The 14,161-nt window shown below is 52.2% G+C and carries 3 protein-coding genes; all 3 read left to right on the top strand.

Features of this window, described 5'->3' with window-relative positions:
• Window positions 1-405: 405 nt before the first annotated feature.
• The 3 genes from ACIQVE_RS08300 (at window position 406) to hsdR (ending at window position 14,097) form a co-directional block, all read left to right on the top strand.
• Entirely contained in the window at window positions 406-3,741 is a 3,336-nt protein-coding gene (locus ACIQVE_RS08300; RefSeq protein WP_402806605.1) for an STY4851/ECs_5259 family protein, read from the top strand.
• Complete coding sequence (locus ACIQVE_RS08295; protein ID WP_402806602.1) at window positions 3,734-10,072, top strand: DEAD/DEAH box helicase; 6,339 nt, start codon at window positions 3,734-3,736, stop codon at window positions 10,070-10,072. The genes ACIQVE_RS08300 and ACIQVE_RS08295 overlap by 8 nt, the downstream gene beginning before the upstream one ends.
• A 680-nt stretch (window positions 10,073-10,752) precedes the next feature.
• Window positions 10,753-14,097 (top strand): type I restriction-modification system endonuclease, encoded by a 3,345-nt coding sequence (gene hsdR, locus ACIQVE_RS08290; RefSeq protein ID WP_402806599.1) that lies wholly within the window; start codon window positions 10,753-10,755, stop codon window positions 14,095-14,097.
• The last annotated feature ends 64 nt before the right edge of the window (window positions 14,098-14,161 follow it).

Below are 14,161 nucleotides of genomic sequence, written 5' to 3'. Positions count from 1 at the left end.
TTGTGGCATCGCGATAGTAGACTGATGTGGAATGAGCTTTGGAGGGCGACTGGACGTCCAAGCGATCTAATTGATCCGCCCCATCTTTTCCTATGCCTACCAGGGAGCGAGCAGAGGATCGCCGGCCTAATGAAATCCTTTACGGAATTCCACCTCGTTCAACCCTGCTCATTCGCAAACAACTTCTAACCTTCCAGCCGGGCAGCTTGTTGAGCATCTGTTCTCCATTATGCAGGAACATCTCAGGCCATGAACGGAGCGAGATTCGAATCAGAATCCTCAACCGGTGGGCAATAGGCTGTAATCGTGCTCCGCACGTCGTTGGTATAGATGTCAAATAGCTACTTTTTAAGTATAAAGACATAAGACTCAGCGTCCGGCGGCGCTCAATCAAGGAAGTTGCTCATGTCTCAGTCTGTATTCAAATGTTCCGGCTGGCTCAAAGCGTTTCTACAGCGGCGAGAGCTGCAGGTCCCAGACCAACGTGGGCTCTATGAGTACCACTGTAGTCTTGATGAGTACCACGACCTGCGGCATCTGCTCAGAGAATTGGCTACGATTGACGCGGTAGTTAAAGACACAGCAGCTTGTTCCTGCTTGGTGCTCTTTTGCTCTGAGTGGTATCGCCGTGAATACTTACGCGAGCACGGCTGGAGCTGGGAGCCGATATGGCAAGCATTGGGCTTCAGTCTGTCGCCCGCAGACTTGGGAAAAGCTATTCCTAAGGGTTTGGAGGGCTATTGGAAACGCCCCATGCACTTTTACGAGTCGGAACGCAGGGATTTTCTCGGCTCGCTCTTCAGTGAGGGTGGGCTACCTTTCCAGATATTGCGCGAGGGAGGCAGCCGTTTTCAGACGTTGTTTGATCGAGTACTCAAACAGTATGACCAGTGGCATCTAATGGGCCATAGCACTTCCCAACAAGTAGAGCAGCAGCTTGAAAAGGCAAGCCTACCTCAGGTGTTTGCTTCGCAAACCTCAGTAGAGCTGATCGCACACATGGCGGATCAGTTAGTGTCACTGGTACGTGACTATGGCCTGGTTCAAGCAGATGAACCAGTCGCGCACTTGGATGCCATGAACCCAAAGTGGCGCGAACTGTTTCCATTACCGCTTGATAACGAAACTGGTAATGAATTACTCAATGGCCTGCTGAAAACTGCAACGGTTGAGAGCAGAAGACGCCGCAAGGAACTCGGCGGCTGGGGGTGTCGACACTTTTTGCACGAAGCACACCTTGATGCGCTCAAGGTTCAGGTTTCGATGCCAGCTGAAGTTATCTTTAAATTAGCTGTGCAACCTTCTACGACACGGTTTGAATTGGCGATTGTGGAAGGGGGACGGTCAATTGCGTCACTCGGTCCTGGCTATGCCGTTATCGACAATGGTGCTGCGAGGATCAGGCTGCGGCAGCGTGAGGCGATGGGGTTGCGGCACGACTACGCCTCTTCACTGAGTTTGGTTGCTATCGCAGGCGGTATGGTTATCGCCTCAATCCCCATAGAGGGCAGTGCCGTGGCGCTGGGGGAGGTGCCGGTGGGCTTTGAACTTGTCAATGATCGCTGGCAGCTCTGCGGGCAGGCCTCGTTCAACATTGCGAATGAAGAACTCCTGTTGGTACTGCCTGCCGATAATGCGTTGAGTCAAGTAGATGATTCTGGTGAGGCCTGCATCACTGAGATGTCTTCTGTATGTTCGCTGCCGACGCTCAAGGTCCAGGGTAAGGCCCAGCTGCGAGTCGATTGCGAAGAAGTCTACAGGATACGCACTGGGCATTCGGTCGGTATGGGCCTCGGGCTCGAGCTGGGAGGGACACTATTAGGTTGGGCAACCAAGCCCACGCTTACATTTGTAGGACTACCCAGAGTGCAATGGCCCGGTGCCAATGGTGATCTACATAAGCAGGGTGGTGACCTCTACGTCGGCGGAAAACAACCCGGCAGCGGTGTTATTCAAGAGATGCTGGGTGCCCAGTATGTCTCGGTACGAAACCGTAGCGGCGATACTTTATTGCGCCGTAAGATCGGTATTTTGCCAGCTGATTTCCGTGTTGAGTTACGAAGTGGTGAAAGGCCGGGGCAGGGCAGCATTTTGGTGCATACCCTACAACGCTGCTTATTTCAGGTGATGAACGGCGATCTTCGGGTGCAACAAATAAAGCGAGAGGGCCATACTGAACTCAAAATATCGTCTGACGGCATTCCGCCAATCAGTTTGCGTTTTTCAGTAACAGCAAGCTTGCTGTCTGATCCGATTGAGATTGAACTACCGTTTCCAAATTCCGGTTGCCTGGCTTTTGACTGCAATGAAAAAAACCTAAAGCGCGATGTTTGTGTTGATGACCTGCTGGGCGCTCGTATTTATCTGTTTGCCCGCAACGGCGCTCCAACTAAGTTTGGGCTTGAGTTGACCCTCCAAGGTAATACCGCCAAGAACGCCTGTTACAGCTGGTCCTATATCGCTACTGAGAAACCCCTGGAAATCAGTCTGTTCAGTATTCGAGAACAGATTGTTGATTTGCTTTCACTGCAGTCCGGTATTGATCAGGTTGTAGGTTTGCGAGTATTCGGTCACGGCCAGGATGCCAATTTTCGAGTTCGTAAGTATTCGACTGAGATGCGGCTGGAGCGAGACCGGCAGGTGTTGAGCGCTAGCAATCTGCACGATTGCGATGCAGTGCTGCCGGAACCTGTTTTGATGTTACTTCATGAGCCTATGCGCGGTGCTGTTCCCCTTCACTCACGCGCTAGCGAGGGTGTGCCAACCGGGGAGTTTGAGCTGCCCGAATTGGTTGAAAAGAATGGCCCTTGGCTGGTCGTCCCTAAATCAGCGTCATCCATGTCATTCCGGCCTCTTTTTATTGCCGGCGGGTGGGAGCCGCTGCCACAGAGCTACGAGGTTCAGAGCCTGCAGAAAGCGGTGCTGACTTTTGATCATGCCTCGCCAACCAGTTCCTTTACATCCGTTCTGGATGTTATGGCGGTTAATCCAATGCACAGTGGTTGGCAGTTTCTGCGAGCCCTGTATGAGGGCTACGACTATCTTCCGCTAGCTACATTCGAGGTCTGGAAATCGCTTGTCGGCCATACCCGTGCCTTGTCGATGGCGCTTTTCAAGTTTGAAATGAATCCGAAGTTTCTTGACCGGATTGAGGCAGAGTTCCCCATTTTCTGGGAGTTTCTACCTGTTGCCGAAATTCATCAGGCTGCCAAGCAATTTGGTGCCTTCCTAAAGGATAAGGGCGTTGCCGATGAAGCCGTAGGAGCATTGATCAGCAGGATGTTTTCTAGATTGGGCGAAACTTTCCCTACGTATGGTGAGAGCGTGCAACGTTACCTATCAGGCAAACCAGTAGGTCCCGAGATCCATGTTCCTCTAGAAGCCTACAAGAGTGTTCTTCAGGATTGGTATCTCGAGTTGATGCGTGACCGCAGTGAAGCCACTTGGCCGGAGTTTGGCGGCAAAAGACTGGAGCGCTGGCACAACAGACAGACTGACTCGGTGATTTCTTTCAGACTGGAAATGGATTACCGCAATTCGGTGGTCTATCTGCCTGTTTTCGCAGCGGCTGTTGCCAGTGGCAAGGCACGATTCTCCGATGTTTTTGAGAATAGTGTTGAGGCGATCTTTTTTTTACGCCAGGTCCGCGATTTCGACTCAAAGTGGTTCAACTCAATTTATCAATATTGCTTGTTGAACAGTGTTATGGACATGCATAAGGCAGTACCAATCAATGGATAAGTATTTTTCCGCCCTTGTCGAACAAGCACTGTCTCGCACAACAGAATCAACCTTAAGTGTTCTGAGTATTACTGATCCGGGGCTGCGTGAGCATCTAGGTGATCTCATGCGCTCGGAATGTGGCAAGGAAGGTTCATTCCTGGCTCCACCATTGTTCGAGCAGACCTTCGGCTGGGAGGAGTCGTCTTTCACGATGGCGCAGCTGGCAACCCAAGAACAGTTGCTGAGCAAGGAGATTGTCGCTTCGCTTGATGGTAAGGCAAACGGGCGTTACCGGTTTGGAGAGACCTGGAAACCATTCACGCACCAGCTAGCCAGTTGGCGCTCCTTGCTGCAAAGGAAGCATTCCGTGGTGGTCACTAGTGGTACCGGTTCGGGTAAGACTGAATGCTTTATGGTTCCTGTGCTAGACGATCTTTACCGGGAGTACCGCGATGCTGGCAACAAGCCTTTGGTTGGTGTGCGAGCATTGTTTCTCTATCCGCTTAACGCACTGATTAATTCGCAACGAGAACGCCTAAATGCTTGGACGCAAAGCTTTGGTTCTGGGATTCGTTACTGTTTATACAACGGGAACACTGAAGAACTGCAGGCCAAGGTACGCACTGAGCAAAGCCTGAAACCCAACGAGATTCTGTCGCGCGAGTTCATGCGAGAGCAGCCCGCGCCGATACTGGTTACCAACGGTACAATGCTTGAGTACATGATGGTGCGGCAGGTTGATGCCCCCATCGTGCGGAAATCCAGAGATCAGAAGTCTTTACGGTGGATTGTCTTAGATGAGGCCCACAGCTATGTAGGATCCCAAGCTGCTGAGTTGGCTCTGCAGTTGAGGCGTGTGATGACGGCCTTTGGTGTTACGCCCGAGGATGTCCGTTTTGTGGCCACGTCGGCAACTATTGCCGGCGATGATGCAGCGGAGCAGCTGAAGCAGTTCCTCTCGGATCTTTCAGGCGTTCCGGTCACTCAGATTGATGTCTGGGGTGGTCAACGAGTCATACCTGACCTTGAGCTTTGTCAGCAAACAGAAATTTCTCTGGAAAAACTGGAGTCCATGCCGGCAGTAAGCGTGGACGAGCCGGAGATTCATCCCGCCCGTTATGAGGCTCTTGTGCACTCTCCCGAGGCTCGCGCTCTGAGAGGCTTTCTAGTGGAAGCCCCTAAGCCGATGAAGCTGACCGAGATTGTCAGCCATATGAGTCGGGAGGGGGGCTGGTTGCCAACGCAGAACGAGATTTTGCGCTGGTTGGATCTTTGCTCCGGGACTCGTCCCAATGAGTCTGATCCAGCGTTCTTGAAACTGCGTGCTCACTTTTTCCAACGCACCACTCATGGTCTTTGGGCCTGTTTTGATAGGTGCTGCTCGGCCAAGCTGAAAACTCCGTTGCAAGAAAATTGGCCTTTTGGCTACGTATATGCCATTCAGCGGCAAACCTGCACCTGTGGTAGTCCGGTATTCGAGTTAGCGTTCTGCAACGACTGCAATGAGCCCCATCTGCTGGCGCGGGATAAAGGAGGCAAACTGTTCCAGTGGGACAGTTCAAGCGGGGATGAGTTTTCACTGCAGGTTGAAACACCTAGTGAGGAGGACGCTGGCGTCGGCCCAGATGGGCAGTTGCTGAGTAAGATTCCTTTAGTACTGGGGGCCGCTGAAAATGACGGTAAAGCATACCTCGCGTGTGAGTTCGACAAGTATGCGGGGTCGTTTTCGGTTGTATCTGGTGAGCGTGTGAAACTGCGGTTGAATGATCAAGATACTGTTTGCAGCCGTAAATGTTGTGGCTACAAAGGGTTTCAGGGGGCTTTTCCATTTCGACGCGCTATGTTGGGCGCACCTTTTTATGTAACTAATGCCGTACCGACAGTTCTTGAGTACTGCCAGGACTATCAGGACGAAGACCATAAACCGGAATATGGGCCTCAGTCCCTACCGGGAAGGGGGCGTAGGCTCATTACGTTCACTGATAGCCGGCAGGGAACAGCGCGTATGGCTGTGCGTATGCAGCAGGAAGCTGAGCGCAGCAGACTGCGCGGACTTGTTGTAGAGATCTTGAGCTGGCATCAAAAGAGCTACGGCAACTCCCACACGGTATCAACCAATATTGAACCTGAAGTGCTGAAGCAGCTAATCAGTAAAGCACAGGAGGAGGTGGAGCTATATCGCGGTCTCGATATCAAGGAGGAGGTCAGGGCCGCCGAGGAAAAGGTGGCACGTCTCACTGCAGCGCTTGCCTCACTCAGTGGGGCAAAGATAAAGCCGTCGCTAGTTTCGCTGGCGTGGCCAGAGCTTGTAAATGAGCTCAAGCAACGGGCTGATCTGCAAGAGAAAGGTCCTATGTTGCTTGCCAATAAATATCAAAAGCCCGAAATTTTCAAAGAGTCGGATGGCCCGCAAAAACTGGCCGAGATGCTGCTGTTTCGTGAGTTTATGCGTCGTCCGAAACGTCAGAATAGTCTGGAAACTCAGGGGTTGGTGAAGGTCGTCTATCTCGGGTTGGATAAAATCCAAGACACACCAATTTATTGGGAGCAGAAGGGCCTGAAGTTGGAAGATTGGCGTGACTTTTTGAAAGTTGCACTGGACTTCCATGTTCGAGAAAACAGCTTCATCGTTATGACTGAGGAGTGGAAGGGCTGGATCGGAAGCCGTTTTTCTGCCAAAACTCTACGCAATCCAGAATCAAAAGAGCTAGACGAGACTCGAGTAAAGCGCTGGCCGCAGATTCGTAATGGCAATTACTCCCAGCGCCTGATTAAGTTGCTGCTGCTAGGTGCAGACTTGAACCCAGCAAACACGTCTGATGTTGACTTGGTCAATGCCTGGTTAAGGGCCGCCTGGTTGCAGTTGACTAAGCCAGGATCAGCACTGAAGTCTGATGAGAACCGCTACTTCTTGCCTAGAGAGCACATGCTGTTTTCGTTGGTTGACAGAGCATACGTTTGCCCTATTACTAATAAATTGCTCGATACCACATTCAAAGGGTTCACGCCGTACCTACCCGCTCACCTGGATTTTTCCCAGTTGACCGATGAGCAGCGCAAGAGCTTTTCATCTGAAGTAATAGAGTTACCTAGTATTTGGGAGCTTGATCGCTCCCAGGAAGACTATGCACCCGGATTGGCGAAAATCAGAACGCAGGTAGCCGCTGATCATGAGGTTTCGGAATTACGCGCTCGTAATCTATGGACAGATATCAATGATAGGTCTGTGGAGGGCGGATTCTATTATCGCACGGCTGAGCATTCGGCCCAGCAGTCCTCCGAGCGCCTCGGCTCCTATGAGGAGATGTTCAAAAAGGGGCAGATCAACGTCCTGAATTGTTCAACCACCATGGAGATGGGCGTAGATATTGGTGGTATTTCCGCTGTGGTTATGAACAATGTGCCGCCACATCCGGCCAATTATCTTCAGCGTGCCGGCCGAGCGGGTCGAAGTAAAGAGTCCAGAGCACTCGCTTACACGCTCTGTAAAAACAATCCGCACGATCAGCAGGTTTTTGCCAATCCCAGCTGGCCTTTTGAGACAAAGATTCCGGCCCCGGCCGTTGCTTTGAACTCTGCCCGGCTTGTCCAGCGGCATGTGAACTCATTGCTGTTGGCGGACTACCTCTGCAATGTCGTTGGCCCTACTCAAACCGAAAAAACTAGTCTCAATGCGCAGTGGTTCTATGCCGATGAGAACGGGAACTCGCAGTGTGATCGCTTGTTAGAGGCGCTAGGGCTGGCCGTTTCGAGCATTGATGGCGCGCTGTCGCAATTGGTGAAAGGTACTGCTCTGGCAGGAGTGGCTCCGGATCAGCTGCGTCGGCGATCAATGGAACAGTTAAAAAGTTTGCAGAATCGTTGGTTAGCAAGCTACCGCTATTTGCTTTCAGAAGAGCAGCAGGCGAAGCCAAATAGCCCTTACATGAAACGCCTTCAAGTTGAGAAGAGTCGTCACTGCAAGGAGTACCTGCTACGTGATCTCTCTGCTCGCACTTTCCTGCCAGGGTATGGATTCCCCACGGATGTTGTTAGCTTCGATAATTTTACAATTGAAGATTACATTCGCGAGAAAGGAGCTGAAAGCAAGGTAAAGCGCGACCGTGAAGACAATGTGTCGCGCTACAAGGGGCTTCCCTCTCGCAATCTATCGATTGCCATTCGTGAGTATGCGCCGGGGGCAGAGATCGTCCTAGATGGTCGTGTCTTCCGATCCGCTGGTGTCTCATTGCATTGGCATAATCTTAATGCAGATACCAAAGAAGCTCAGAAAATGGACTTTGCCTGGCGTTGCGACGTCTGTGGTGGGCTAGGTTATGAGGAGGGGTTAGTCAAAACTGATGAATTAATTTGTACTAATAGCGAATGCCTTTCCCTCATCAAACCATCGAATATCCGCAAGGTACTGCAGCCCTCTGGTTTCGTTACAGATGCTTATCAGGAAGCCTCGAACAACATCCAGCATCAGAAGTTTGTACCAGTTGAAACTGCCTGGGTTTTTGTGAAAGCGGGCAAGACGCCGTTGCCAAATCCAGTGGTAGGTAAGATGGCCTATGGCACAGATGGTCAAGTTTTTCATCATAGCTCGGGTGAAAACGGTGCTGGCTTTGCACTTTGTATGAGCTGCGGTCGAGCCGAGTCAATGCTGACTGCTGATGAGTTTCCACAAGGTCTGTCTCCAACTGGTGAGCACTTTCCACCTCGGCCGACCAAAGAGGATAAAGATCAGAGCAACAAGAGGCTGCCTTGCCAGGGGAGTGGGAGCATTGTTCCCAACGTAAGCCTTGGTGTTACATCCCTCACTGATGTATTTGAGTTGACGCTGCATCATCCCGTGCGTGGAGAGCACATTTTAGATACCGAGTTGGGGCGCTGTGTTTCAATGACTTTGGCCGTTGCGCTGCGATCTGCTCTTTCCGAAATACTCGGCATTTCGGCGTCTGAGCTTGGCTATGCAACCCGGCCAAGCAAGCTGGAAAATGGCCAGTCAATCAGAGTATTGCAGCTTTATGATGTGATCAGTGGCGGAGCGGGGTTTGCCTCAAGTGCCCCCCTCCATATTGAATCCCTCCTGCGAAAGATGGTTAAAACGCTGCATTGTTCTCATTGTGAAAGCGGTTGCAGTGAATGCCTATTGGATTCCCAGACTCGCCATGACCACGAAAAATTGGATCGCAAGCTTGCACTTGAATGGCTGGGCGATGACTTCAACCACTACGTTGGCCTGCCTATCGAAGACAAGCTTTCCTTAATTGATGGTCAATATTCACCGGGCAGTATTGAGAGTGTTCTGCGCCGACTAATCAATGAAGGCGTGGAAAAAATCACCCTTGTAGCCTCGGGAGATCCTGATGAGTGGGACCTCCTAGCTCCCCAATTTCGCAAAGCAATTCAGAACTATGTGTTGACTGACGGTTTGACCGTCGAGCTCCTAGTACCTCCGGGAATTATCGATGTAGATCTCCTGCAGGATTTACAACTCCTGTCACTTATTGGCGTAAGTATCGGTTGTCGTGCGCCTGACGATGAGGTTCATATCGTTGTACAGGCTTTCAAAGGAGGTGAGATTGTGACCCTCGCTTCCAGGGCAACTGTGGCTACGATTCCGGGTAGTAGTTGGCATCAGAGTGACGCACTGGTGGTGATCTCGCGATCTCAACCTGCGCTCAGTTGGAGTGCATTTGACCTGGTAGGTGTAGTGAGCCCGCCCTCTGGAAATGGGGTGATCTTTGATTTGCCGATTCAGGAGGAGCTCAATGGGCCGCTGCTGTCGTTTGGTGATCGCTTCTGGGCGCTTCTCTCCAAAAATCAGCAAATTGCAGGGGTGCTGGAAAGTGCAACCATTTGCAGGGTGAAGTATTCAGATCGTTATATCCAGAACCCTGCCGTCATCACGATTCTGGGTACGGTCCTCAAGTATCTCAAAACACGTATTTCTGCTGGTGCTGAGGTACAAATCTGTACGTTGTTTAAGTCCGGGCGACCACAGGGTCGCAAGGTCTACGATGACTGGTCAAGGCAGGATGACTTTGAGTTTTTTGTCAGCAAGTGGCTTTCTGTAATGGCCGGCCAGTCAGTTGAACTCGTTGTCGAGGCTTCGAATCGTGATGTCCCTCACCGGCGTAGGCTTGATCTGGAATTTGAAGACGGCCGGTCTCTGAGGATCAGATTCGACCAAGGCATTGCCTATTGGCAGGTGCGTTTTCGTTCCCATACCGATATGTGGTTTAACTTTGATCTCGAGGCCCAAGATCAACTTATGCACATGGCTAAAGTAATAGAAACAGCCAAAGTACAGAACTCAGAGCAGAAGTGGTCGACGGATGTGCTTGTGGAACTCATCAGTTAGCTTTTGGACGACTTCTATCTTGCTACTGCAAAGATAGGAACAGTGAGATATTTACCGCAGCCTGCGAGCTGCGCGCAGGTCAGTAAAGCTGTAAAAAGCTCGCGATGCGGTCGATTGCGAAAAACCTATGCCCCGATGAGCAATCTACCGGGGCATGTAGTTTGTGAGTTATGCGCCAATATGACAATTGATGGGTTGATGAGGGCGGTGCGTTCAGCATTGACAAGAGTTACAAAAGTGCCTCGTTCGATTTCGCTTTCACCCATGCGCGGCCAGGCTTGGGTGTTGGCTTTGATTCGAGGTTTTTTCGCTGGGTTGGATAGCCAGAAACAAGTAAGCCAGCAGCGGGCGGGCTTTTTGAGATTTAAAACTAGTGCTATATGGTGCACCAGGCGGGATTCGAGCCCACGACCCCTACCTTCGGAGTCCTAAAAGTCGACGTTTAGAATCAATACGTTAGCGCGGATTGGCTGGGAAATGAAAGGGTTGTGGTAGCTGAGTGTAGCCGGTTTTCGCCACGGTTAGCAGGGTGAGTGTGGAAAATTTGTGGCATTCAGAACGCTTTTTCTTGAACCCGCTGCCTACAATAAATGCATATGCTCTGACCTTTGATGCTGGCACATGGAATTTGAGTTATTTTAAGGAGAATGGGATGCAGATCAGCCTCCAGGAAGCTAGTAATGACGGATCGACAATCCAACTTTTCTCACCTAGTCACGTTAAGCCCAGAGCTGGCAAAGCTAGGGTCGCGAGCTGAGCAGTATTTCAAAGAAGACCCGAACACTAGCCTGCTCAAGTCACGTCAGTTTGGCGAGTTGCTTGCTCAGGAGACTGCTGCGCGTCTTGGAAAATACAAAGTCGAAGCAGAACAAAGCCAGTTGGAGCTAATCCAGACGCTCAGCCGTCTTGGCGTGCCGCGTGAAGTAACTGATCTATTTCACGTTGTCCGAAAGCTGGGTAATCGAGCCAATCACGAGTTTGCTGATGATCTACGCCTAGCCCTCCAAGCACTGAAATTCGCAGCCCAATTAGGCCTATGGTTTCAGCGTACTTTTGGTCGTGAGGATCTGCAGACTAAAGCTTTCGTCATTCCTGAAGTCCCGGTAGTCATTCCTGAAGAGGTACAACGGGAGTTGGCCAAACTGCGCGAGCACAAAGCGCAGCTAGACGCCCAACTTACGGCTGTCCAATCCGAGGCTAGTGCAGCCAGTCTGCGCGCTGAAGCGTTAGCGGAAGAGGCTCAACTCTGGGCGACTCTTGCCTCCGAGGAGGAGGCGAGTAAACAGCAACTGCAGGCCAAATTGGCTGAGCTACAGTTGCAAGGCATTGCCGACATCTCTTACTCAAAACAATTCATGCAGCGTGCATTTGCCGCAGCGAAATTGGTAGAGATGGACGAATCTGCTACTCGCGTGCTGATCGACGCTCAACTTGCCGCCGCAGGTTGGCAGGTGGATACGGTCAACTTGCGATACAGCAAAGGAGCACGCCCAGAAGCCGGTCAATACAAAGCCATCGCGGAATGGCCAACGAACAATGGTCCAGCGGATTACGCACTGTTTCATGGATTAGAGCTGCTTGCTCTGGTCGAGGCCAAGCGTCAGAGCCGTAACGTCTCTGGAGACATCGACCAGGCCAAGCGTTACGCCCGAGGGGCGACCGCCGCCGATTGCAAACTACCTGGTGGCCCCTGGGGCGAGTTCAGGGTGCCCTTTGTTTTTGCCAGCAACGGCCGGCCATACCTCAAGCAGCTCGAGCACCTTTCTGGTATCTGGTTCTGTGATTTGCGTCAAGCCAGCAATCTGCGCCGCGCTCTGGATGGCTGGTACAGCCCGGAAGGGTTATGGGAGCTGTTCAAACAGGACATCCCCCACGCAGAAATAGAACTGGAACAAATGCCGTTCAATTTCGGTTTCGATCTCCGCGGCTACCAGCGCAAAGCAATCGAGGCGGTTGAGAAAAACCTGCGTGAGGGTAAACGCTATTGTTTGTTGGCTATGGCCACCGGTACCGGCAAGACCAAGACTTGCATCGCATTGATCTATCGCCTGCTCAAAACTCGTCGCTTCCGCCGTGTACTCTTTCTCGTAGACCGTGCCGCTCTGGGCGAACAGGCCGCCAACAGCTTCAAGGACACCCGCGTCGATACCTTACAGACCTTTGCCGACGCCTTTGGCATCAAGGAGATCGACGAGGCGCTGGCTGACCCGGAAACATGCGTGCATATCGCCACGGTGCAGGGCATGGTGGCGCGTATTCTCGGCAACGAACCGAGCAAGGTTCCGCCAGTGGATGCTTACGATTGCGTGATCATCGACGAATGCCACCGTGGCTATCTACTCGACCGCGAGCTGTCGGAAACCGAATTCAGCTTTCGTGACCAGCAGGACTACATCTCCAAATACCGTAAAGTGGTCGAACATTTCGATGCCGTGCGTATCGGCATGACTGCTACCCCTGCCCTACATACTTCGGAGATCTTTGGGCACCCGGTGTACTTCTACAGTTACCGCGAGGCCGTTCTAGACGGTGTGCTGGTCGACTACGACCCACCGTTGGTGATCAAGACCGAACTGTCGGAAAACGGTATTCACTGGAAAGCTGGCGAAAAGGTGCAGGTTTACTGCCCAGATACTCAAGAGATTGAGTTGTTCGACACACCGGACGAGCTCTCCTTTGAAGTAGCCGAATTCAACAAAAAGGTTATTACTGCGCCATTCAATGAGGCGGTATGCGGCGAGCTGGTGAAGCACATCAACCCGTTCGGTCCAGATAAAACCCTGATCTTCTGTGTCACCGATGAGCATGCTGACCTAGTGGTTGATCGGCTGAAAAAAGCTATGGCCCAGCAGTACCCCGACGAGATTGGCGATGATCACATACGCAAGATCACCGGCCAGTCGGACAAGCCTCTGCAGCAGATCCGCAATTTCCGTAACGAGCGACTCCCCGCCATTGCCGTGACCGTGGATTTGCTGACGACCGGTATCGACGTACCGGCCATCTGCAGTCTGGTGTTCCTGCGAAAAGTGAATAGCCGCATTCTCTTCGAACAGATGCTTGGTCGCGCTACCCGCCGCTGCGAGGCCATTAACAAGGAAGAGTTCCGCGTCTTCGATGCCGTAGGCACCTACAGCGACATGTTACAGAACACCAACATGCGTCCAGTGGTGGTCAACCCGAATATCAGCTTCAGCCAACTCAGCGAGGAACTGCGAGAACAGCAAGGCGAACAGGCCCAGGCGCTGATCCGTGACCAGTTCCTGGCCAAGTTCCAGCGCAAGGCCCGCCATTTGGATGACCGCCAGCAGTCCGTGTTTCAGGAAGGCATCGGCATGACGCCCAAGGAATTTGGCAAGTTCCTCAAAGAAACCCCGCTGGTACAGATTGCCCAATGGTTTTGCGATAACCCTTGGCTCGGCGAGCTACTGGATGCCAAATCGGGCAAGCATCGCGATGCCATTCCGATTTCTCAGCAGCCCGACAAAATCGTCGGTGTTGCGCCTTATTTTGGCGAAGCGGATGACTACCTGGATCGTTTCGCCAGCTATCTCAAAGAACACGGCAACGAGATTCCGGCACTGGTTGCCGTGCTGCAGCGACCGCGTGAGTTGACTCGCGCCGATTTGAAAAAGCTGGCGGTTACCCTGCAAATTGCCGGCTTCGATGAACGCTCTCTGGGCACCGCCTGGGCGCACCGCAGGAGCGAGTCCATCGCTGCTGGCATCCTCGGTTTTATTCGTCAGGCGGCCCTGGGCGATCCGTTGGTACCTTTCGAGCATCGTGTCGACCAGGCGCTCAACCGCATTCGCCAGCGCCACCCAGAGTTCAGCGCCTTACAGAAACAATGGCTGGACAAGCTCGGCAGGCAACTCAAGCGAAATGTGGTGCTAGACCGTGAGGTGTTAGACAACGGACCGTTGGCTGAGGAAGGCGGTTTCGGGCGTATCGATCGCTTCTTCGATGGTCACCTGCAGGAGCTGCTGGCCGAGCTCAACGAAGCCGTATGGGCACAGCAAGCCTGAGAATGCTATAAGGCGTGCCTTTTCCGGCGCGACCATCCGTTTTTATGCCCGATTGGGCTAAGTA

Source organism: Pseudomonas sp. NPDC098747, assembly GCF_044760045.1.
Classification (GTDB): domain Bacteria; phylum Pseudomonadota; class Gammaproteobacteria; order Pseudomonadales; family Pseudomonadaceae; genus Aquipseudomonas.
Note: the sequence above shows the minus strand (reverse complement) of the source record. Positions and strands in the feature narration are given on the sequence as shown.

What these genes read in the sequence shown, in the direction of transcription:
- ACIQVE_RS08300 (WP_402806605.1), top strand. Translation starts at nt 406, where the DNA reads ATGTCTCAGTCTGTATTCAAATGTTCCGGCTGGCTCAAAGCGTTTCTA.
- ACIQVE_RS08295 (WP_402806602.1), top strand. Translation starts at nt 3,734, where the DNA reads ATGGATAAGTATTTTTCCGCCCTTGTCGAACAAGCACTGTCTCGCACA.
- hsdR (WP_402806599.1), top strand. Translation starts at nt 10,753, where the DNA reads ATGACGGATCGACAATCCAACTTTTCTCACCTAGTCACGTTAAGCCCA.